Origin of the sequence: Colwellia ponticola, from assembly GCF_005885605.1 — a bacterium.
Lineage (GTDB): Bacteria > Pseudomonadota > Gammaproteobacteria > Enterobacterales > Alteromonadaceae > Colwellia > Colwellia ponticola.
Genome location: NZ_SZVP01000015.1, coordinates 29,232 through 50,822, shown reverse-complemented (window position 1 = coordinate 50,822; position 21,591 = coordinate 29,232). Strand labels below are relative to the sequence as shown.

The 21,591-nt window shown below is 36.6% G+C and carries 22 protein-coding genes; 19 read left to right on the top strand and 3 right to left on the bottom strand.

Annotated features, from left to right (window positions below; translation table 11 throughout):
- Window positions 1–56: 56 nt before the first annotated feature.
- The 7 genes from FCS21_RS13460 to FCS21_RS13430 all read left to right on the top strand — a co-directional run bounded on the left by FCS21_RS13460 (window position 57) and on the right by FCS21_RS13430 (window position 6,115).
- Entirely contained in the window at window positions 57–518 is a 462-nt protein-coding gene (locus FCS21_RS13460; RefSeq protein ID WP_138624066.1) for a nuclear transport factor 2 family protein, read from the top strand.
- Window positions 518–1,267: an SDR family NAD(P)-dependent oxidoreductase gene (locus tag FCS21_RS13455; RefSeq protein ID WP_138624065.1), complete on the top strand. Its 750-nt coding sequence runs from the start codon at window positions 518–520 to the stop codon at window positions 1,265–1,267. The genes FCS21_RS13460 and FCS21_RS13455 overlap by 1 nt, the downstream gene beginning before the upstream one ends.
- A gap of 17 nt (window positions 1,268–1,284) precedes the next feature.
- A complete protein-coding gene (locus FCS21_RS13450) occupies window positions 1,285–2,556 on the top strand; it encodes an NAD(P)/FAD-dependent oxidoreductase (protein ID WP_138624064.1) in 1,272 nt (423 codons plus the stop codon).
- An 11-nt stretch (window positions 2,557–2,567) separates the two neighbouring features.
- Window positions 2,568–3,380 carry a DUF1365 domain-containing protein gene (locus tag FCS21_RS13445; protein WP_138624063.1) on the top strand — a complete coding sequence of 271 codons (813 nt, stop codon included), beginning with the start codon at window positions 2,568–2,570 and terminating at the stop codon, window positions 3,378–3,380.
- 115 nt (window positions 3,381–3,495) lie between these two features.
- Window positions 3,496–4,722, top strand: coding sequence for a class I SAM-dependent methyltransferase (locus FCS21_RS13440; protein WP_138624062.1), 1,227 nt, complete (start codon window positions 3,496–3,498; stop codon window positions 4,720–4,722).
- A 244-nt stretch (window positions 4,723–4,966) separates the two neighbouring features.
- Window positions 4,967–5,800: a helix-turn-helix domain-containing protein gene (locus FCS21_RS13435; RefSeq protein ID WP_138624061.1), complete on the top strand. Its 834-nt coding sequence runs from the start codon at window positions 4,967–4,969 to the stop codon at window positions 5,798–5,800.
- 51 nt (window positions 5,801–5,851) lie between these two features.
- On the top strand, window positions 5,852–6,115 hold the full coding sequence (locus FCS21_RS13430; protein WP_138624060.1) for a hypothetical protein: 264 nt from the start codon (window positions 5,852–5,854) through the stop codon (window positions 6,113–6,115).
- 229 nt (window positions 6,116–6,344) lie between these two features.
- Here the strand turns inward: FCS21_RS13430 and FCS21_RS13425 are convergent, their stop codons facing one another.
- Complete coding sequence (locus FCS21_RS13425; protein ID WP_138624059.1) at window positions 6,345–7,073, bottom strand: DUF642 domain-containing protein; 729 nt, start codon at window positions 7,071–7,073, stop codon at window positions 6,345–6,347.
- A 211-nt stretch (window positions 7,074–7,284) separates the two neighbouring features.
- Here FCS21_RS13425 and FCS21_RS13420 point away from each other — a divergent pair, with 211 nt between their 5' ends.
- Window positions 7,285–7,953 (top strand): DsbA family protein, encoded by a 669-nt coding sequence (locus FCS21_RS13420; RefSeq protein ID WP_246047246.1) that lies wholly within the window; start codon window positions 7,285–7,287, stop codon window positions 7,951–7,953.
- Between the two features lie 9 nt (window positions 7,954–7,962).
- Here FCS21_RS13420 and FCS21_RS13415 read toward each other — a convergent pair whose 3' ends face one another.
- A complete protein-coding gene (locus tag FCS21_RS13415) occupies window positions 7,963–9,168 on the bottom strand; it encodes a serine hydrolase domain-containing protein (protein WP_138624058.1) in 1,206 nt (401 codons plus the stop codon).
- A 153-nt stretch (window positions 9,169–9,321) separates the two neighbouring features.
- Here FCS21_RS13415 and FCS21_RS13410 point away from each other — a divergent pair, with 153 nt between their 5' ends.
- Window positions 9,322–9,684 carry a DUF2750 domain-containing protein gene (locus FCS21_RS13410; protein ID WP_138624057.1) on the top strand — a complete coding sequence of 121 codons (363 nt, stop codon included), beginning with the start codon at window positions 9,322–9,324 and terminating at the stop codon, window positions 9,682–9,684.
- Window positions 9,685–9,787: 103 nt separating this feature from the next.
- Here FCS21_RS13410 and FCS21_RS13405 read toward each other — a convergent pair whose 3' ends face one another.
- Window positions 9,788–10,132: a GIY-YIG nuclease family protein gene (locus FCS21_RS13405; protein ID WP_118056114.1), complete on the bottom strand. Its 345-nt coding sequence runs from the start codon at window positions 10,130–10,132 to the stop codon at window positions 9,788–9,790.
- Window positions 10,133–10,741: 609 nt separating this feature from the next.
- On the opposite strand from FCS21_RS13405, the gene FCS21_RS13395 reads away from it, so the two are divergent.
- The 10 genes from FCS21_RS13395 (at window position 10,742) to FCS21_RS13350 (ending at window position 21,587) form a co-directional block, all read left to right on the top strand.
- Window positions 10,742–11,947 (top strand): DEAD/DEAH box helicase, encoded by a 1,206-nt coding sequence (locus FCS21_RS13395; RefSeq protein WP_138624055.1) that lies wholly within the window; start codon window positions 10,742–10,744, stop codon window positions 11,945–11,947.
- Between the two features lie 243 nt (window positions 11,948–12,190).
- A complete protein-coding gene (locus FCS21_RS13390) occupies window positions 12,191–12,559 on the top strand; it encodes a hypothetical protein (protein WP_138624054.1) in 369 nt (122 codons plus the stop codon).
- Window positions 12,560–12,772: 213 nt separating this feature from the next.
- Window positions 12,773–13,369, top strand: coding sequence for a FlgO family outer membrane protein (locus FCS21_RS13385; RefSeq protein ID WP_138624053.1), 597 nt, complete (start codon window positions 12,773–12,775; stop codon window positions 13,367–13,369).
- A gap of 7 nt (window positions 13,370–13,376) precedes the next feature.
- Entirely contained in the window at window positions 13,377–14,096 is a 720-nt protein-coding gene (locus tag FCS21_RS13380; protein ID WP_138624052.1) for a FlgO family outer membrane protein, read from the top strand.
- Window positions 14,097–14,174: 78 nt separating this feature from the next.
- The gene (locus FCS21_RS13375; protein ID WP_138624051.1) at window positions 14,175–14,756 is read left to right on the top strand and encodes a FlgO family outer membrane protein; all 582 of its coding nucleotides are present in this window, start codon (window positions 14,175–14,177) and stop codon (window positions 14,754–14,756) included.
- A 77-nt stretch (window positions 14,757–14,833) separates the two neighbouring features.
- Window positions 14,834–15,424, top strand: coding sequence for an SPOR domain-containing protein (locus tag FCS21_RS13370; protein ID WP_138624050.1), 591 nt, complete (start codon window positions 14,834–14,836; stop codon window positions 15,422–15,424).
- Window positions 15,425–15,707: 283 nt separating this feature from the next.
- Window positions 15,708–16,310, top strand: coding sequence for a hypothetical protein (locus tag FCS21_RS13365; protein WP_171035710.1), 603 nt, complete (start codon window positions 15,708–15,710; stop codon window positions 16,308–16,310).
- Window positions 16,311–16,484: 174 nt separating this feature from the next.
- Window positions 16,485–16,961, top strand: coding sequence for a DUF4402 domain-containing protein (locus FCS21_RS13360; RefSeq protein WP_118056235.1), 477 nt, complete (start codon window positions 16,485–16,487; stop codon window positions 16,959–16,961).
- 196 nt (window positions 16,962–17,157) lie between these two features.
- On the top strand, window positions 17,158–18,009 hold the full coding sequence (locus FCS21_RS13355; RefSeq protein ID WP_138624048.1) for a fimbrial biogenesis chaperone: 852 nt from the start codon (window positions 17,158–17,160) through the stop codon (window positions 18,007–18,009).
- 77 nt (window positions 18,010–18,086) lie between these two features.
- Window positions 18,087–21,587, top strand: coding sequence for a carboxypeptidase-like regulatory domain-containing protein (locus tag FCS21_RS13350; protein ID WP_138624047.1), 3,501 nt, complete (start codon window positions 18,087–18,089; stop codon window positions 21,585–21,587).
- The last annotated feature ends 4 nt before the right edge of the window (window positions 21,588–21,591 follow it).

Here is a 21,591-nt window from a genome sequence, read left to right as displayed (position 1 = left end):
TAAGGTGATTTTTTATCAGGTGATTTTTTACAGATAAGTATGACAAGGCAATAAGCATGAAAAAAGATAGATTAACCGACACTCTACAAGGGGCGCCTTTATGGTTGAGTAATTTTGTTACTGTTTATCAAAAGCTCTCAACAGATAATCTACAATTACTGTCAACTATTTATCATGAGCAGGTGACATTTATTGACCCTATTCACAAAGTTGAAGGTTTTGACGATTTATATCAATATTTTACTAACCTCTATCAAAACTTATCATCTTGTGATTTTATTATCGATGATGTTATTTGGCAGGGCTCACAAGCGTCAATATTTTGGACCATGTCGTATAAACACCCTAAGTTGAACAAAGGTAACTGTGTTATTGTGCTGGGTAGCTCACATATTCAAGGTGCAGACAGTAAAGTTATTTATCATAGAGACTACCTAGATTTAGGCGCTATGCTTTATGAGCAGTTACCCGTATTTGGCAAGTTGACTAAATGGATAAAAAACAAGGCAGCTAACTAATGACCGCTAAAAATATTTTGATCACCGGTGCTACATCTGGTATTGGTCTTGCCTTATTTGAACAATATAGTGCGCAAGGTGATAACGTTATCGCTTGTGGACGTAATCAGGATAAACTCAATACTCTTGTCGCACGCGCTTTTAAAACTTATTCATTTGATATCACCCAACCAACGCAAGTCGCATCCGCAGCGCAAGATATTCAAGCTGACGGTAGTGAATCATTAGACTTACTTATTTTAAATGCCGGTGATTGTCGTTATATCGATGATGCGAAAAATTTTTCTGGAGAGTTATTTGCTAGTGTTATTAATACCAATCTGGTCGCATTAGGTACTTTACTACAATATTTTTTACCGCAAGTTAAAAAAGGTGGGCAAGTAGTCTTTGTTAGTTCAAGTGCTACTATTTTGCCTTTTCCCCGAAGCGAAGCATATGGCGCGTCAAAGGCGGGTGTTGATTATTTAGCCAATAGCTTGCGACTTGATTTAGCAAAACACGACATCGACGTTACCTTAGTACACCCTGGTTTTGTCAGAACGCCGTTAACCGATAAAAATGATTTTGCCATGCCTTTTTTACTGACCAGTGAACAAGCCGCGCATAGAATGATAGTTGGCATTGAAAAACGTAAAAAATACCTACATTTTCCCAAGCGTTTAACGCTTACCATGAAATTACTCGCCTTTTTACCTGCGTCTTTATGGCAGAGACTTATTAGCAATAAACAAGAACGTGGCGATAATTAAACAAGGACAGATAAACAATGAAGCATTTTGCTATTATCGGCTCAGGCATTTCAGGATTAACCGCAGCCTATTTACTTGCTAAAAAACATAAGGTAACCGTGTTTGAAAAAAATGACTGTATTGGCGGTCATACTGCAACCGTTGATATAGAAAAAGCGGGCGAAAAACACGCTATAGACACTGGTTTTATTGTTTTTAATAATAAAACCTACCCCAATTTCCTAGCATTATTAGATGAAATTGGCATTGGTAAAATTCCCACAGAAATGAGCTTTTCAGTACATAATTGTCAATCGGGTATGGAATATAATGGCCATAATTTGGATACTTTATTTGCCCAACGACGCAATATTTTTAAGCCGAAATTTTGGTTGTTAGTGAAAGAAATTTTACGCTTTAATAAATTGTGTAAAAGTATTTATGCACAACAACAATATATTGAGGGACTAACTTTAGGCGAATTTTTAACAGCACATCACTTTAGTGATTTTTTTGCTGAACATTATATTTTGCCTATGGGCGCGGCTATATGGTCAAGTTCATTAGCGCAAATGGAAGATTTTGAATTTACTTTTTTTGTACGATTCTTTCATAATCACGGTTTGTTAAATATTGCTGATAGGCCGCAGTGGTATGTTATTCCACAAGGCTCTCGTAGTTACTTAGCTCCCCTGTGCCAGCCTTTTAAAGATAATATTCATCTTAATGCCAATATTAGTGGCATTACCCGACATGATAATAAAGTACAGTTACATTTTACTGACTCACCTAGTCAAACATTTGATGAAGTAGTTATTGCCTGTCACTCAGACCAAGCGCTAGCTTTATTAGAGGATGCCAGTGACGATGAAAAGTCGGTGTTATCAGCTATGCCTTACAGCGCTAATAGTGTGATATTGCACACTGACAAAAAGTTATTACCTAAGCGTAAAAAAGCCTGGGCAAGTTGGAATTATCAATTAAGCCAAGATAGAAGCAAACCCGCTAGTGTTACTTATAATATGAATATATTGCAAAACATTGACAGTAAACACACTTTTTGCGTAACCTTAAATCAAAAGGCAGCTATCGACCCGAAAGAAATATTAAGGGAGTTTACTTATCATCACCCCGTTTTCTCGACTCAGTCGATTAAAGCGCAGCAACAACGACCGTTAATTTGTGGCCATAATCACACTCATTTTGCTGGCGCTTATTGGCACAGTGGCTTTCATGAAGACGGCGTAAGAAGTGCTGTTGAAGTAGCGCAGCGCTTTGATTGTCACTTGTCACTGATAGATAAAGGATAAGCGCTAATATAATGCCTACTTCATTTAGTCATAGCCATATTTACCTTGGTGATGTTATTCATCGACGGTTTAGCCCGAAAAAACACGATTTTAATTATCGTTTATATATGTTGGCACTCGATGTTACTGATGTTGAAAAAAGTAACCACGGCTTTGGTATTTTTGGTTTTTCCTGGTATCGACCTTTACGCTTTGTTGAGCAAGATTATCTTCAAGTCAGCACGAAAGACAAGATAAAAGAGAAGCCAACAGGTGATCCCTTTCCTTTGAGTGTGCGTATAAAAAATAAAGTGAAGCAATTATCTGGTCACACAGAGATAAAGCGAATTGTTATGTTGGTACAAGTGAGATGCTTTGGTATTTATTTCAGCCCAGCCAACTTCTATTTTTGTTATGACCATAATGATCAATGTACACAAATGTTAGCGGAAGTAAGCAACACTCCTTGGAATGAACGTCATTATTATTTAGTGGATTTATTAGCTGACTCAAGTGACAAAACCACGAAAAAAGCGTTTCAGGTTTCACCGTTTATGGACTTAGCGATGACTTACTTTTGGCGGGTAACACCGCCGTCTTCTAGTGATGATAAGTTGCTGGTTAACATTAAAAACAAACGTATTGATGAAGAAAGTGGCCAAGCCACCACCTTATTTGATGCCAGTTTGGTGATGAAGAAAAAACCGTTTACTAAAAAAAGTTTGTTGCGTATTTGGGCGCAATTACCGGTGATGACAGTAAAAGTCGTATTAACTATTTATTGGCAAGCACTGAAACTCTTTATTAAACGTGTACCTTTTATCGGTTATCAAAAGCTAGAGTAGCCACTGTATATGCAATAACTGTATATGCAATATAAGTAGGTGTTAGCTTAGCAACCAAGAAATAAGCAACGAAACAAACAAGCACAACAAAAGCAATAAGCAGTAGGGGAATACCATGGAAAATATTAATGAAGTTAGTTTATTAAAACAAGCTAACTGGTTAGACAAACGCTGTCGAAGTTTAGTGCTTGGCGTGTTCTCAAAATTTGCCTATGGGCAATTAGAAGTTGTTGAAGACGCTGTCCATTCTCATTTCCCTGCTAATGTCCCTGATGAAACTATTAAAGGCAAAATTCATATTCATGATACCAGTGTCTATCGTGATTTTGTTAAAGGTGGCAGTATTGGCGCTGCAGAAGCTTTTATTGAAGGTAAATGGAGTAGCCCAAACCTTACCAATGTGATTAGGATTTTTGCTAGAGCCCAGCAGCAAACCGATAGCCTAGAAGCGAATAAATCTTGGCTAAATCAACTGAAAAACACGATTAACCATTGGCAGAATCGTAATACCCAATCAGGCTCAAAACGTAATATATTGGCGCATTATGATTTAGGTAATGAGCTATACACGCGCTTTTTAGATCCAGATATGATGTACTCTTCAGCTATTTATCCCCACGAAAATGCCTCATTAGATGAAGCGCAACAACATAAATTGGCAACAATATGCCAACGCTTAGCCCTTAAGAAAGATGATCATTTACTTGAAATTGGTACGGGGTGGGGGGGCTTGGCTATTTATGCTGCTCAGCATTATGGCTGTCATGTCACTACCACGACAATTTCTGATGCACAATATGCTTATGCGCAAAGCCGCATAACCGCATTAGGCTTAGCCGATAAAGTGACTTTACTTAAAGAAGATTACCGTGACTTAACCGGCACTTTTGACAAAGTGGTCTCTATTGAAATGATAGAAGCGGTTGGTTTTGATTATTTACCTAGCTTCTTTAAACAGTGTAACGATAGGTTAAAGGCGGGCGGTAAACTGCTTATTCAAGCAATTACTATTGCTGATCAACGCTTTAGTTACTACAAAAGTAATGTTGATTTTATTCAACGCTATATTTTCCCCGGCGGTTTTTTACCCTCGGTTACTGTACTGACCCAACATCTGACTGAGCATAGTCAATTAGTGGTTGAGTCGCTTGATGATATTGGTCTTGATTATGCTAAAACCTTGGCGCATTGGCGCGATAATTTTTTAGCGTCGTGGCCAGAGTTATCAAGCCTTGATTACGATGAAACTTTTAAACGCTTGTGGCTTTACTACTTTGCCTACTGTGAAGGTGCCTTTTTAGAGCGTTCAACCAGTACCGTGCACTTAGTCGCTAGAAAATAGTCACTAGATATACAGTCGCTTTAAAATAACCTTATCTTTATTTTAAAGCGCTGTCCTACCTGTAGATATTATGTCTTATAATGGCTTGAGCCATAGTAAGTCTAAACCGCATTAACTTGAACATATTTTATTTACTTATTTTACCGTTTTATTAAACGACATAATAAGCACTTGCTTAATGGATTATTAAGTAAACTGTTGTTATCTTGAGCATTTAGCTACTCTATTTACATAAATAAAACACATGAATCAAAAGTTATTGTTAACCCAAGCCGTTAACTCATTACTTACAACAAGCGCTGTGCCGGCTACACTAACCATTGAGCAATGTGCTGCTGAGCTAGCGATGAGTATGACGTCATTTCGGCGCAAGCTTAGCCAAGAAGAAACCTCTTTTAAGCTGATTCAACAAAAATATTTAAATGAGCTCTGTGTACACGCCTTGCTGACTGAGCACATCAATATTAATAGCTTAGTGGTTAAGTTGGGTTACTCTGAACGTGCTACTTTTGAGCGCGCTTTTCGTCATAAATTTGGTATCACCCCAGCTAAGTTTAGAGAATTATCCCTTGTTGGCGACAATAGTAGTGATGAACACACGTTAAGTGTTATCGCACAAAATATGCCGCCCTTGTCTGATAGTTGCCAACGGCTATTAAGTGAAAAAGAGCAAGACAACTTTAATTTACAGCGCGTTATTGACATTATTGCAAAAGATCTTGTTTTTACTGGGCGTATACTCGGACTTGCCAGTAAAGCCATTTATGGTAAGACCCCTAATAATATTGAAGAAGCAATTAGCCGTAGCTTAGGCATTAATACCGTCATTAATTTAGCTATTGTTTATTCAGTTAAAGATGCACTTAGCTCTCATGTTGAGCAAAGCGTTATTAATCAATGTAGCCATGCCTTTTTATCTGCACCAAAAGTATTTCAATTATTGCGAAAACAGTCCAGCGTCACGGTTAAATTTGATAATGTTTTAATTGAGCAAGTACTTACTTTTGCATTATTAGGTTTATTATTACTTTGTCATAAAAATAATAATAAACATCAGCTCATATTACATTCATTATAGGGCATTGATGATTTACAGTCATTTAATTACCATGTTAAACAAGTTATGAATATGAGTATTTATACCGCGTCAAGTTTGATGTTATCTTTATGGCATATTGATGCTAGGGTAATTAAACAACTGAATCATTTAGATAAAGTAAGTAACTTGCAGGTTAAAGGTGATAAACACGATGAATTAGTGCTGTTTATGCTGTCTTGTTTATATACCCTTGCAACAGGGCGCACTGAACATGATGAATTAGCGCACAAGGCAGAGCTTTTAGGAATAAAGGGGTTTAGTGACATTAAAGGATTTTTAGATGTGAGTAACTAAGGGCGCAACTTTCTCCGTCATTTATATAATACCAATCTCACTAACTATGTGATCATTTCTACTGGTTAAAAAAACCAACTACAGCGTTATTTATTTTATAATTAGAACAACTAGTTATTAAAATAAATGCCTTGTATTTGGCTGTTTTTCCTGCGTATAAAGTAGATCACCTAATTAATGAAACTGGTATAACATGAAGGCAGACCGAGAAAGTTTACTTTGTAGCGCCTTATTTAGCTTTATTGTGATGACGGCGAACTAATGCGGCAAAACCAAGTAATAATAAAGCTAACATGGGCGGCTCTGGAATGTCGGTAGTCGTGTTACTCACTTGTACTAGCGAAACATTATCAAGTAAACCGCCATAAGAATTTTGTTTGCCAAAAGCACCAAAGCTTAAATCCATTGTTTCAGCTTGTGCTACTAGTTTTATTGATTTTACTTGCCAATCGGGTGATGTTTTATTTTCTCCGTCAACGCTTAAATCGGCCGTCATATTTAGGTCGAAATCTATGGCGGCATCATACCAAAATACATTAATGCCATTATCGTTTTGGGTATTAGTGCGTGGTTTGTAAGAAAATTCTAATAAATACTCAGCGCCAACAGTGAGTGACTCAAGAGTTTGTGTCATGACTGTATTTGATGAGCCACCACGTTTAGAGTCGAGTTCAATATGGTTATTACCTTGGGCCGAAGCGCTAACAACACGTTTTTGTAACTCGATACCGTTACCTGCAGTTGTTACCCAACCTGGTAAAGTATAAAACACATCCCAAGTACTGTTTTTGTTGGCAAACGCTTGTAACTTGGTATTTTGAGCTACGCTCTGTGTTGTTGATTTATCAGGGAAAAAAAGCTCTTCAAAGCTACCATTGGTAATTAAAGAGGCACTGGCTAGTGAGCTAATAAGTAATAAAGACGCTGATAGAGTAGTATTGAATAATGTTTTTAGCATGCGAGTAATCCATTTAAATAGCCTTAATATCGGTTATTATAAATAAGTGCTTGTTGCTGACTATGGCTAAACTGTCCAGACTATGGTTTTATTTATACTGTAGTTGCTGCGCTTAAATTGTTATGTTTTATAAGTAGGTTACCGCACTAGCCTTACTACGAGTAGTATTGAGTCGTATTGAGTCGTATTGAGTAGTATCGTTAGCGGGTTAATGAGTGATTTAAAAGGGAGAGAGGCGATGATGAGCAGTAAGTTATATTATATTTATGATCCTATGTGTAGTTGGTGTTGGGGCTACCGTCCTATATGGGACAAACTCTATAGCAATTTGCCTTCGTCAATTGAGGTGGTATACGTTGTCGGTGGCTTAGCCCCCGATTGCGATAAGCCAATGCCTTTTGAGCAACAACAGATGATAAAAGGTCATTGGCGCACTATTGAAGCAAAGTTAGGTACAGAGTTTAACTATGATTTTTGGCAGGAAAATACGCCAAGACGCTCAACATATAATGCCTGTAGAGCATCTATAGCAGCGAGTAAGCAAGGCTGTCAAATAGCCATGGTGGATGCTATTCAACGTGCTTATTATTTACGGGCGTTAAACCCTTCAGACATATCAGTGTTAATTGGTTTAGCGGAAGAGTTAAGTCAACAAAAATCACTCAGTGTCGACTTAGCGCAATTTATTGTTGATATTAACGCCGATGAAACTGAAAAAGAATTAGCACAACAAATACATTTAGCCAGAGAGTTAACGCAACAAGGCTTTCCTTCGTTAGTACTGGAAGTCAATGGTGTTCGTTATCAAATTGCGATTGATTATCAGTGTGATAAAAAAACATTAGCAGCGATTGCCGCTATCGTTAATCAACCGATTTAGTTCGTGGATTTAGTGTGTTGATTTAGCTAAGTCTGGTAAAGGTTGTGCAAATAAGTCATAGGCTTGTGACCAAAACTGACTCGATATTTTATTAATAATATTCGATTCAGCATTAATCAGTATGGCAAAACCAACATCTAAATCAGGTGAATAACCTATTTCGGCCCGAAAGCCAGCAACCCAACCAGAATGATAGACAATAGGGCGCCCCTTAAATTGATAAATTCTCCAACCATAGCCATAGTGGGCATCGGTTAAGTACTCACGCCAATAGCGCTTACGAAGATCTTTTTGGGTTCTAATGCGCGGTGTTGTTAGCTCGGTTAATAATGTTGGCGACAATACTTGCGGCGCATAACCTAAATTTGCAATTAACCATTTAGCTAAGTCAGTAATACTGGCATTAATACCAGCCGCAGGCGCTACTTTATAAAAGTCTGCTGTTACCTTTACCGTACGCCATACGTTTTTTCTAATATAACGACCTTGCTTATCCTTTGTTTGTGTTCTTACACGTTTTCTTAATACATGTGGTTTAGCAGTATTTACTTGAGCTCTATAAGCCTTAAGCCCTACTGATGCATCAGTCATATCCAGTGGAGTAAATACGCGCTCTTTTAATAACGCGGCATAACTTTTATCTTGGCTAGCTTCAATTACTGGTTGTAACATACCATAAGCAATATTTTGATAACCGTAGCACTTTTCAGGCTGGCAAATAGGGGTAACGCGATCAAAACGGTTAATAATTTTATTCATACTCCAATTTTCATGAAGAAGGTTATCATAAGCATTAGGCATTAAACCGCTTGAGTGACTCAATATATGTTTTAGTTGAATTTTTTGTGCTGCCCCTACTTCAGCTAATGTAAAGTCAGGTACGTATTTTGTAATAGGATCCGATAGGGTTAATTGCTGCTCTTGCGCTAACATGGTGGTTAGCGTGGCGGCAAATGTTTTAGACACAGACGCTAGTCTAAAGACGGTATGCTCATTCACTTTGTCAGACTTCGCTTTATCAATATAACCAAAGGTTTCTAAGCCAGCTATAGCACCATGTTGTACCATCACATAAGCGCCACCGGGAATACTCGATTGACTCAGTTGACTATTTACTTGTTTGGAAAAGGTGCTATTAAGTTGTTCAATGTTATTCGCTGATAAAGTAGGAAAGCAAAGCAGTAGTAATAAAAAGCAGCATACGCGAATAACCATTGATGAGTCTCTATTTAAAAAAGTCAACAAGTCTAGCGATTAACAAGTTAAATTAATAGCTTTTCTTATGCTAGTTGTCTTTTCATCAAGCACATGACTGCTGTCGTTAACTTCGTTATAATCTGTTCCTTAATTAATTAGGCGGATTAGCTTATGAGTGATACTAACGAAATATTAAAAAAATTTTTAGCCGAAACAAAACCGACTCAAATGGTTTGGGCACTACAAGATAAAGTAAGTGAAGATTGGGTTGTACTAGACTCACCGAGTTTTGAAAAAACCGAGGTTATGCCTCTTTGGTCAACGGCGGCGTTAGCACAACAACATTGTATTGATGAGTGGAGTGATTATGTGCCGGTAGCAATCCCTCTGGCTGACTGGTTTGAATTCTGGCTTGAGGATTTAAATGAAGATGGTGTTATTATTGGCGTTAACTGGCAGGGCGATGACGAATACTTAGAAATGGAGTTAGCTGATTTCACGCAAGCATTGTCTACAGTTGAGTCTTTAAAGTAAATATTTCAGTAAAACACGGTTGAGTTCAGCGTCTTTAGCCAAACCTACTTAGTTAAATCTTTTTAGTAGCCCCCGCTTATAGTCATAAGCGGGGGCTACTTGCTTATAATATCGTGACGCTCGGGATTATTAAGGTTTCTCTTTTAAGTAGCTTACCTGCCACTTCAATAGGTATTTGATAAAAACCTGTGACGTATTCCTGTGCTGTTAAATAGGCTTTAACTTGTCTTTTAACTTTATAGGGGTTGTTACACGCTAATGAAAAAACAACCTTATAATCACCGACAGTTTTGGCTGAAAGTACTTTAGCATATGTTATTGGATCTTCAGAGGTACAACCAATTTTTACCACATCTGAAAATAGTGAATGAGTCATGACGTACACATGACCTAAAGGCAGCTCTTGCTTTGCAATGATAGTGTTTATGGTGTTTTGGTTATTATGCATAGTTTGATAATCCGTTTACCGTGAGCTTAACTTACTCTATCCCTTATCTGTGAATAAGTATACTGCACCTGTGTCTGACAAAGTTAGTAAAAGTTAGCCAAATTAATAACATAATTTTCTTTTTCTCTGTTTGTTATTCAGGGGAGGGCTCGTATTAGTATATTAGTTAAGACGATACTTACCTTAGGCTCGCTATTAGCGACATTACCTTGCTCAATAAATTAATCCGTTTACGATAAGATACTGTTATACCCGTTACCATTCAAAATGCAGGTTTCAGAGTGCCTGAGCAATGTCAATTCAAGGCGCTGTGATGAAATAATGGTTGCTCCATTATAAGTCGCAGCAACGATGAAATGATTTTGCTCAAGCGCTTCTTTGATGGGGTTAAAATCACTTTATACTGCGTTAAATAATCAAACCATAGAATGACTATGCTTACATTATTTTCCTTGCCTAAAGTGGTTTTAATTCCCACTGAAATCCTGCACTTTGATTGGTAATGGGTATATAATGCACGCCATCACTCACCTTATCATCTGCCCCTAGCGATTTTTAACGAATAACCTATGAATAGCAGTGTGATCATCACTACGACAGCGACACCTTATGTCCTTCTCAACACTCAAACTATCGACACCAATACTTAATGCCATTGCTGACTTAGGTTACACCAAAGCGACGGATATTCAAAAAAAAGCAATACCTGTCGTTTTATCAGGTAAAGATATTATTGCTGCTGCGCAAACAGGTACGGGTAAAACCGCTAGTTTTGTTCTACCCATACTCGAAAAACTGTTTACTAACTATAAAAAAACAGAAAAAAAATTACGTGCTAAACGTATTCGTGCACTTATTTTAGTCCCCACGCGTGAACTTGCGGTGCAAGTAGAGGCAAGTATTAGCCAGTACGGTAAGTATGTAGATATTAGCTCGATGGCAATGTACGGCGGCGTTGACGCACAAGAGCAAAAGCAACGATTAATCTGGGGCGTTGATATTTTAGTCGCAACACCCGGACGCTTACTTGATATGGCTCATCAAAGAGTTTTACATTTTGACGAGCTTGATATGCTAGTGCTTGATGAAGCCGATAGAATGCTTGATATGGGTTTTATTGATGACATTAATAAAATTATTGAACGTTTACCTGAGCATAGGCAAAACCTACTCTTTTCTGCCACTATCTCCGATGAAGTACGTGCGTTAGCAAAGCGCACCATTCATAAACCCGTTGAAATATCTATTGGCGCCGATAAATCAGCTCAACCTAAAATAGAACAGTGGTTGGTGACGGTTGATAAAAGTAATAAATCCGCTTTGTTAAGTCATTTAATTACCACACAACACTGGCAGCAAGCACTTATTTTTATTGAAACTAAGCACGGTGCGGCAAAACTTGTTAGTCAGTTAGAAAAACGTGGTATTTGTGCAGAAAGTATTCACAGTGGTCGAGCACAAGATATTCGTGAAAAAATACTGAATGATTTTAAAGTAGGAAAAATCAAGTTTTTAATCGCCACAGCGATTGCGGCGCGTGGTATTGATATTGGCGAGCTATCACGTGTTATTAACTATGACTTACCAGCACAAGTTGATGATTATATTCATCGCATCGGTCGTACCGGTCGTGCCGGCGCATCAGGTGAAGCAGTTTCTTTCGTTTCTAAGGACAACTTTAGAGAGCTTTGTGCTATTGAAAGCCGCTTGGGGCATATTATTCCCCGAAAAGAGTTTGCAGAGTTCCCAGTGAAAAAGATCGTACCACTGTCGAAATTAAATTACGTCACTAAATATGCCCAATCGAAACAATAAAAAACGTTTTTTCTTTCATTTCTTTGTGATGGTAGGCGTTCTAAAACGTTTATCATCTACAGGAAAGTTTTTTTTATAAAAAAACATATTTATTCATTTAATTCAGATGCTTATTTTTGTATTTTAAGTTGGCATTAGTTGTGCAACATCACAGTTAACTGAAAGTATTTACTCGCTTAGTCAAATAATTGACTTAATGACTAACGAATACTTTCGCATTAATTAACTAGACTGGTGATGAACGTGACTAACTCCCTTTTACAATGTAAGTTTTTAATGATTATTTTACTGAGTGTAGCTTTATTTAGTGCTAGTTCATTAAGTTATGCTCATACCTATGGTAATGGCAATACCCAGTTCCATACTGGTAAAGTAGAGGCAAAGCAGCACACAAAAATTCAAGTTAGACCTATTGCGCGTACCCCTAATAAATTATTACCACAAACGCTGTATGTACAAACTAATGGGCATACTTTTAAGCGAAAATTTTCTTTTCAAAACAACGTAATTAAGCAGGTTTATTACGACGCGGCTCAGCCAGTACATAAGCTGTATGCTACCTTAATATCAAAAAGTTATGCTAGCAAACGCACAAGCAGCTATTGGCCATAATTTTTTATTCATTAAGTTTGTTATGACACCATTTTTCTTATGGTATTTTTGTGGCATTAATTATGCTTAATTTTTAATATTAACACTGCTATTTAGCGGTATGTTTTTTTAGTCGTATTTTAGCTTTGTTTTAGCTGTGACTAGTTATCTGGGCAGCGTGTATCCATAAGCAAAACTACTTTAACAAGTTATAACAAGGTATAAAGGTCTAAGATGAAACTCCCCTTAATATGTTTATTAATATTATCAGCCACGGTTATTGGTTGTGGCGCAGTCAATGAGAAAGAGTCAGTTGAGTCCTTCTCTAAAAACGTCTCTGCTGATGAACACTTTGAGCATCAATTGTCGGACTTACTTGAGCAATTAATACGAGTAGAGCAGTTTAGTTATCAAGAAAAATCAATTGCGTTTACTACCTTGGTATGGATTGAAACACTCACCTTAACAAATAGTGAAAGAGCTTATACACTGCTAGGTCATCAAATTTCCAGTAGTTTAAAAACGGCATTAGTACAACGAGGCGGTAAGGTTGTTGAGCACAAATCAGCGCAAGCTATTTCAATGGCTGATAATGCCTCATATTATTTAACAAGAAAGCTAAGCGAGTTATCGCAAGAGGTTGATGTCAGTTATGTACTAGCAGGTACCATGCTTGAAATGAAAGGCGGGGTTGAAGTCAATATTGAAGTGATTGATGTTAACTCACATAGCGTCGTTAGTAGCGCGCGTACCTTTATTGGCAATGAATACTTACCTCGATTAAACAGCACTTTCGTGAAAGAAGGTAAAATTTACCGCAGACAATTGTGAGAAGACTATGAAATATAAAGCCTTATCTTTATGTGTTTTATTGGCTGGTTGTGCTGAGTCACCCGACAATAGTAACCAATTACCCGTACAGGTTAATACGGTAAATTTTTCGATTGAAAACGCCACTAAAGCAAACTATACCAGTAAATATCACGGTGATGAGTTGATAAAAAATGTTAATCATTATGCTAAATGGTTAACACAAGATTTGTTTGCTAATATTGATTTCCCTAATAACAGTGATGTGTTTGTAGTTACTAATTTTGCTTTACTCGATTCTGACTTAAATAAAACCAATCACTTTGGTCGACAAATGACCGAAGCGATGATCCATGAAGTACATCGTACTGGCTTCTCAGTGATAGATCTTAAAGCCAGTGGTTTTATCCGTATGACTGAAACGGGCGATGTCTTCTATCAAAGTAAAGACTATTTAGAATTATCACCCGCCGCAGATGCCAGTCATATTATTACCGGTACGTTAACTAAGCATCAAGGCGGTTATTTAATTAATGCACAAGTGGTGCTACTTGAAAATAAGGCTTTAGTAAGCTCTGCACAAATATTTGTTCCTTATAAAGTGGTTGAAGCGGTTATGCTAGAGGAAAATGACCAAGTGGTAAAAGAAAATAATATGAACGGCAACACTAACAATGCAACTAACGCTAACAAAGCTAAACCAGTCATTAATAAATCAGGCTTATCGTTAAAGGCTTACTCACAGTAATTTGTGAGTATTAGTTGTTAATGAATTATATATAAACCTTAACTGGCTCATCAATGATGATTAATTGTGGAAATTATTATGTTTACTCAAAAATATAAATATAAATTTAAAGTTATAACAGCATTAAGTATTGCGAGTTTAGTTACATTAAGTGCGTGTACATCCGTACCAGAAGAGACGGTTATGATAGTGAATCCAACGGTCAATGATGAGGTATATAGTTTTCATACTCACCAATTAGTCAATGGTTACACTGACCGGTTAGCGCATGATTTATTTAAAAACCTTCGTGGCCGTGATATCACTCAATCGGTGGTCGTTACTTCATTCGTTAATCTTGATGGGACATTACAAAATACACAAAAACTGGGTAATTTAGTGAGTGAAAGTTTACTAGGACAAGTTCAAGCGTATGAAATACCTATTATTGATATACACTTAATGGGGGGGGTAAATATTACCCCTACGGGAGATTATGCTTTTAGCCGTGATGTTAGTGAAATACTTTATTCACATAAAGCGGGCTATATACTAGCGGGTGTGTTGATTAAAAATGAGCGTGGTTTTACTGTGAATGCACGCATTATGGACTTACGAACTAAAAACATTGTCTCAGCGGCTTCTACTTTTATTCCTACTTATGTTGTCGACGCTATTTAAATCGCTAGGCGTTATAATAAAATACCACGCTGAAAGTAAGTGCCCAATACTGAATAAATTTATTAGAGAGTGTAAATATGATAAAAACAGTTAAAATTTTCACCTTGATATTTATGTGTGTGTCACTCTTTAGTTGCACAAGCAATAAAGGTGAATTGACTGAAAAATTAACGGCAGAAGAACAATTTGAATATTTTGAACAGCATAATAATGAATGGAAGCTGTTAAAGCCTGATCTACTTGAATTAATTGCGATGAAAAAAGAGTTACAAGAATTGATTACAGAGCTAAACAAACTAGCTGATATTCCTCAAATAGTAACACCAATGCCCACTAATACAGAGCAAGCAAATTTGATTAATGCCGCTCCTAAAAGTAAAAAAATACCGACTAACACTATATCAACCAATCCCCCCTATGCTATTCAACTTGGATCGTATTCCCAGTTATCCAAATTAAAGCAAGTTTGGTCTGACATACAAGTAAATGAAGCCGTATTATTAAACAATAAAACCGCCATATCAGAAAAAACAACCAAAAATAAGGTCACTTTTTATCGCTTAAAAGCTATTCCATATGATAAAGAATCAGCGAAAAAAGCCTGTGAGATATTAATAAAGCAACAGCATAGTTGTATTGTTAGCACACCATATGGCAAGGCATTATAATATTTCCAGAGAGCTTAGTTAAAAGTTGTTTTTTTTTATCCTGCAGTGTAATTTATTTGAATAATTTAAGAAAACGTTAATTATTCAAATAAATAGTTAACGTTTTCTTAAAATTTACCGATATTTAAATGAGTCTTGAGTATTTTAAAAGCGTAACACTTAACACTTAACACTTAACACTTAACACTTACTTACGCCAACAATACATTAAATATTACTAAACGTTAAAGTCGTAATCATGGTTAGTAATATCTTGTATAACTAAGGAATAGATATGATATTTATGAAAAATAGAATAGCCAGTACGATGACTATAACATCGCTTTCAGTGGCAGCGATGTTATTCACACCAGCTACCGTATTTGCTGAATCAATCACCGCAAATGCGAGTGTAACCGTGCAAAATTCATTTACTTTAGCTGAAACTACACCATTAAGTTTTGGTACCGTTGTTGCTATTGCTAATGATAATACTGCACCTGATTTGGCAACACTTGTGGTTAGCGCTACTAGCGGTACTGCTGATGTAGCAACTCAAGGTACTGTGGCTAGTCTTGTTGCTATCTCACCAGGTACACCAGCAACTTTTACTGTTTCAGGTGCTGCGCCTAATACCGTGTTAACTATAACCGATGCTTCAGCTTTTCAATTAACTGACCCATCGAGTACCGATACTAAAGTTTTTGATGTTAGTAATTTTACCAAAACCGTAGTGACTTCAGGAACGCCATTTACTTACGATACTGATGCGACGGGCACGTTAGTATTTAATTATGGCGCAACTTTATCAACATCAACACCAAGTGGTGGTGCTGCTAGTGATAATGCTATTGCTTATGATAATGTAACCTTTACTGGTACTTATACAATGCAAGTTGAGTATTAATTAAATAGTTAGTTATTTGAATGGGGATTTACTGATGTGTTAATTCCCACTTTACCTTTTATGAGGGAAAACCGTGTATGTGTTGTTCTAGGTCTGCTTAAGGTGCAATACCAAACAGGTTAATTATCGCTAAGTGTTTAAGTAATTAATCCGATTGGTATATAAGAGATAAAAATGAAGAGAAAATTAGTCATCTTACTTTATTTTTTTGCGTGTTTTCTAACATTTAGTCTTCATGCGGAAAAAGTTACCTTAATTAAACCACTAAGCTTTGGCACTATTGTTTTAAAAGATAACAGTGCGAGTCATCAATATACCATCACTTTTGCTGGTAATGTGCATGTAGATCCGGCTTTTATCCTTATTACACCTGGACATCCCGCTGAATTTCTTATCTCTGAATTTACCCCGCATACCTTATTAAATCTTAATGTGTTTACTGTCGATAATAATACCCAAATTGCTGGAGAATCACATCCAACAAGCAGTCAATTTACCATTAATAACCATCATACCGCAGCGTCAACGGTTACCACCAATGCATTAGGGGAAGCGTCTGTGTTTGTCGGCGCCACGTTAACTAGTTCAGGGACTGGTTTTTATGTTGATACAACTTATTATAACCAATTAATATTAATGGTCGATTACTAATGGTCGATTACTAATGGTCGATTACTAATGGTCGATTACTAATGGTCGATTACTAATGGTCGATTACTAATGGTCGATTACTAATGGTAGGTTACTATTTTTCTATAAAAACAAAGTCGTATCAATTTAGAAAGTGGTATAATTTTAGCATTGTACAGTGAGTGTCAATATTTTTTATTTTTATCAAAGGAAGTACATGTCTACTAATAAACTCTTTAACATCAGTATTAAATTTCTTATTTTAGCCCTCTTTTTTGACATGAGTAAAGTTTACGCAAACTTGTTAATAACACCTACTCGTATTGAATTTGAACAGCGCGATCGTTCAGCAAAAGTATCGTTAGTGAATACCAGTCAGGAAACTAAAACCTATAAAGTTTTTTGGCGAGAGCAAAGACAAGCCGTAGATGGCAAATACATTCCGCTCATTGACAATGATAATGATTTTTTAAGTGCTAGTTCAATGATTCGCTATAGTCCTAGGCAGGTAACATTGCAGCCAGGTGAGCGTCAACATATCAGGCTTGCTGTAAGGAAACCTAAAGCGTTAGCTCAAGGTGAGTATCGTTCACATTTGGTTTTTGAAGCTCAGCCTGATCGACGCAACAAAGAAAATAATCCTAAAAAGCAGGCTGAAATGAAAATATATATTAATTTAGCCTTTTCGATTCCTATTATTATCAGACAAGGCGACTTACATACCGATACTCGCTTAGCTAAGGTTAAATTGATAACCAAGGAAATAAATGGTACGAATCATATCGGTGCTAGTATCTATATAAATAACACGAGTACTAGTAGCACCTTGGGCAGTTTGAAAGTGTTTTTTCAAAAAGACGAGCAGTCTCAAGAAAAAAAAATAGGCATACTCAACAATGTTGCTATTTATCCAGAAGTGAGTAACCGAATTATTACCATAGGTTTTACAAACCATGATATTGAGAATGGTATTATGCGTATTGAATACCAGGGTAGTGATAATTTTAAAGGCACAACCTTTTTCAATGAGCGAGTCGTTGTTACCCAATCTGATTATAAATCCGAATAAAATATTTACTGCTTTGGGCTCTCTGCTATAGAAAGTCCAAAGAGTACACCCAATAGCGATATTTAACGAGTTATGACATGCACTTTTTAATACAAGGCTCTGCAAAAATTGCTCAACTTACTCTCTTATCGATAGTTCTCGTCATTATCTTCCTTAATTATTCACCTTTTGCCTACGGACAAAACTCAAAAGGGCACAAAACAACCGCTACTTATAATAAGCCTGTTGCCCAAGCTGATATAAATAAAGAGGCTGTAGATAATAATGCATTAAATAACAACACTTCAGTAGTGGCTAATGTCAACAATGTTGAAAAAACGACTTATCCTTCAGAGCTTGAAGTACTAACAACGAACTATTTACGCTCTGTAAGTCACCTATATAAAAAACCTCATTACCGAACTCAGCGCCATAAAGCATTAGGTTTACCTAAGAAGTTAAGCCAAGCGCGCAATGCCCAAGAAAGACAAAACTTAACTAATCGTTTAATTGCACAACAATATATAAAGACCCTAGGCCATACCTTTAGAACCCAGTTGTCTGAAAAATCAACTGAAAATAAAGATTTACCAACAGTTAACCAAAATTTAACTGGGATGATAATTGATAAAACTAAAACATCAGCAGCAGATAAAGTAGAACCTACCGCGCCAGATGAGCTCAATGAGCAAAGTAATATGGCCGCGATAGTAGACGGTGAAGATTTATTACTCTTAGTTAAAATTGAAGATATTGTTTTAGATGCTATTTTTGCCATTAAATCAGGTAACGGTGCTTATATCGGTTTAGAGAGTTTATTCTCTATTTTAGATTTTCCTATTGAGGTAAACCCTGATAATAGAACCGCATCAGGTTGGTTTATTCGAGAAGGTCATACTTTTGATATCACTCCGCTAATACCTAGTCAAAATGATGTGGTAGCGAAAGTGAGCGTTGACGATAACAGTTACCCGGTCGATAAAGCGTCTATACGTTTTGAGGCTGATGATATTTATGTTCATTCATCTGAGCTGTTTAAGTGGTTGAACTTCAATAGCCTCATCAACCTGAGAGACTTAACGTTAACTATTGTAGCCGATGAAAAGTTACCTCTGCAAAAACGTCTTGCGCGAGAGTCTCGCTTAGGAAAAATAAGTGTTACTAAGGTTATAGAGCCGCTATTACCGTTAAGAGACACCCCCTATAAAGCATTTTCATTTCCTTTTATAGATGCTCAACTAAGTGCATTTACCAATTCAAGTGATCGCGAAGTTAACGGTAATTATTCATTATTAGGCTCTGGGGATTTAGCCTATATGACAGCGGACTATTTTGTTAGTGGTAATAATGATGATGCAATAAGTAATGTTACCTTTGCCTTATCACGTGATGATATTGATGCGCAGCTATTGGGGCCATTAAAAGCAACGAGTGTCAAAGTTGGCGATGTAAGCCCTGTTAGGCATCCATTGATAAATATTGCTACACAAGAAGTCGGTGCTCGAATTGGTAATCGTCCCGTGGGGGTTATTGCCAATAGCTATGATACGACAGAGTTTGAAGGGGCTATATTACCTGGCTGGGATATTGAACTTTATCGAAATGACGTACTGATACAAAACCAAAGAGCGGGATTAGATGGTCGATATTCATTTCAAAATATTGATTTGTTTTACGGTGAAAACAATTTCAAAATGCTATTTTATGGCCCACAAGGACAAGTTAAAGAGCGACTGGAAAAAGTCCCTGTCATGGTTAATAGTACGCTAGAAAATAAATTTTTTTACGATTTCTCATTGACAAAACAAGAGAGCAAGCTTTTTCCTGTTTCTAATGATGCCTTTAATTCAGCTGCAGATGGTTATCGACTTTCAGCAGAATTTGAACAAGGAATTAGTGATAATATATCGCTTAGTACGGGCATTAATGATTACGACTTTATCGATGGCTCTCACCATACTATGATCCCACTTAGTCTGAATGTTTTTGCGTTAAATGCCAAATTTGATTTAGGTTATGTCTTTGATATTGACGGTGGCAGCTTGTTTAAAAGTAATATAAAAACACAAGTGGGTAATCACGCAATCTCATTATCTTATGATGACTATATCAATGATTTTAAAGTTAATTCTGATTTAGGCGTGTTAACGGATGATGTTAAAAGTATTAAGTTGTCTGGCCCTTTATTTACATACGACAAAGCCCGATTTAGTTATTCATTAAGTAGAATTTTGTCGATGCAATTAGATGGTAATGAAAATAAGTTTCTTTTGGGTAATGTTAGTGCAAATATGACGTCATTTTCACTGACTAATACCTTGTCATATAATGAGTTTAAAGTTAAAAATCAAGGCACAGCGACTGTTTATAATGGCAATTTACAACTAACTAAAAACTTTCAATCATTTAGATTACGCGCCAGGGCTTATTATTCTATCAAACCAGAAGCAGAGTTAACCACTATATCAAGTTCAGTGTTATGGCCTATTACCAATAGGTTGATTAGCGAAGTTGGTCTTAGTCACAATGCTATTGCCAATGCTGCGACATTAAACCTTACTTGGGATACAGAGAACACTAGCCTAAGTACTTTCTTTTTTTATGATGATCAAGATAACTACAATGTGTCGCTAAATATGCGCTTTAGTTTAGGACAGGATCCAAAAACCAATAGAGTACATATGACACGTAACCGCATTGCTAATACCGGTGGTATATCGGCAAGGGTCTTTGAAGATATTAACTATGATGGTATTTATAATAACGATGAGCCTTTAATTGAAGGCGCTAAAATAAATGCGGTTAATGTGAAAAGATCAGCGATTACTGAGCCAAGTGGCGTTGCCTTTCTAACGGGGTTACCTAAAAACAGGATCACTGATGTAGCAATAGATACTGATTCATTAGAGGATCCATTCTGGGTACCTTTAAATGAAGGTTTTTCGTTTATGCCTCGCCCTGGTTTGGTGGAAACATTTGATATCCCAATTATTACCTCAGGTGAGATTGACGGTTTTGTTTATATAGAAGATGATAAAGGTAACTCAACTGTTGCTAAGTACGCCACGATAGAGCTTGTTGATAAAAATAATGATGTCGTTCAAGAAACAGTTTCAGAATATGATGGCTTTTATTTATTAAGCTTTATAAAACCAGGGGATTATAGTCTACGTATTAGTTCAAAATTTCTTAATAGACGAAAATTAATACAGCCTTATGAAAATAAAATTAGTATTTTAGGTAATGGCACCGTCATTCAAGGCGAAAGCATCGAGTTAGTTCATTCTGGGCAAGTAAAAAAATCACCGATAATAGCTGATGTTAAGGTGTCGTTAACGCCGATTAGTGTTATCAATTTAGGTTTATATCAATCTAAACGCACTGCTAAAGTTATCTTTATGGCGTTAAAACGTAAGTTTCCTCATGTAAAAGAACTGACTATTTATCAGGGGAAAAGCGAAGACAGTACGGGGTATTTACTTCGTTTGAACAATAAAAACAACATCAATGTGACTGATTTTTGTAAACCTTTGCTTAAAGCGAACGTAAATTGTTTTGCTGAGTTACTTAACGATGAGCTACACAGTAAGCCCCTTTAAAGTG

Coding starts and splice junctions, on each gene's coding strand:
- FCS21_RS13445 (WP_138624063.1), top strand. CDS start 2,568: ATGCCTACTTCATTTAGTCATAGCCATATTTACCTTGGTGATGTTATT.
- FCS21_RS13425 (WP_138624059.1), bottom strand. CDS start 7,073: ATGCTAAAAACATTATTCAATACTACTCTATCAGCGTCTTTATTACTT.
- FCS21_RS13355 (WP_138624048.1), top strand. CDS start 17,158: ATGTCTACTAATAAACTCTTTAACATCAGTATTAAATTTCTTATTTTA.
- FCS21_RS13450 (WP_138624064.1), top strand. CDS start 1,285: ATGAAGCATTTTGCTATTATCGGCTCAGGCATTTCAGGATTAACCGCA.
- FCS21_RS13415 (WP_138624058.1), bottom strand. CDS start 9,168: ATGGTTATTCGCGTATGCTGCTTTTTATTACTACTGCTTTGCTTTCCT.
- FCS21_RS13360 (WP_118056235.1), top strand. CDS start 16,485: ATGAAGAGAAAATTAGTCATCTTACTTTATTTTTTTGCGTGTTTTCTA.
- FCS21_RS13350 (WP_138624047.1), top strand. CDS start 18,087: ATGCACTTTTTAATACAAGGCTCTGCAAAAATTGCTCAACTTACTCTC.
- FCS21_RS13405 (WP_118056114.1), bottom strand. CDS start 10,132: ATGCATAATAACCAAAACACCATAAACACTATCATTGCAAAGCAAGAG.
- FCS21_RS13385 (WP_138624053.1), top strand. CDS start 12,773: ATGAAACTCCCCTTAATATGTTTATTAATATTATCAGCCACGGTTATT.
- FCS21_RS13460 (WP_138624066.1), top strand. CDS start 57: ATGAAAAAAGATAGATTAACCGACACTCTACAAGGGGCGCCTTTATGG.
- FCS21_RS13420 (WP_246047246.1), top strand. CDS start 7,285: ATGAGTGATTTAAAAGGGAGAGAGGCGATGATGAGCAGTAAGTTATAT.
- FCS21_RS13430 (WP_138624060.1), top strand. CDS start 5,852: ATGAGTATTTATACCGCGTCAAGTTTGATGTTATCTTTATGGCATATT.
- FCS21_RS13375 (WP_138624051.1), top strand. CDS start 14,175: ATGTTTACTCAAAAATATAAATATAAATTTAAAGTTATAACAGCATTA.
- FCS21_RS13435 (WP_138624061.1), top strand. CDS start 4,967: ATGAATCAAAAGTTATTGTTAACCCAAGCCGTTAACTCATTACTTACA.
- FCS21_RS13380 (WP_138624052.1), top strand. CDS start 13,377: ATGAAATATAAAGCCTTATCTTTATGTGTTTTATTGGCTGGTTGTGCT.
- FCS21_RS13410 (WP_138624057.1), top strand. CDS start 9,322: ATGAGTGATACTAACGAAATATTAAAAAAATTTTTAGCCGAAACAAAA.
- FCS21_RS13440 (WP_138624062.1), top strand. CDS start 3,496: ATGGAAAATATTAATGAAGTTAGTTTATTAAAACAAGCTAACTGGTTA.
- FCS21_RS13455 (WP_138624065.1), top strand. CDS start 518: ATGACCGCTAAAAATATTTTGATCACCGGTGCTACATCTGGTATTGGT.
- FCS21_RS13370 (WP_138624050.1), top strand. CDS start 14,834: ATGATAAAAACAGTTAAAATTTTCACCTTGATATTTATGTGTGTGTCA.
- FCS21_RS13365 (WP_171035710.1), top strand. CDS start 15,708: ATGAAAAATAGAATAGCCAGTACGATGACTATAACATCGCTTTCAGTG.
- FCS21_RS13395 (WP_138624055.1), top strand. CDS start 10,742: ATGTCCTTCTCAACACTCAAACTATCGACACCAATACTTAATGCCATT.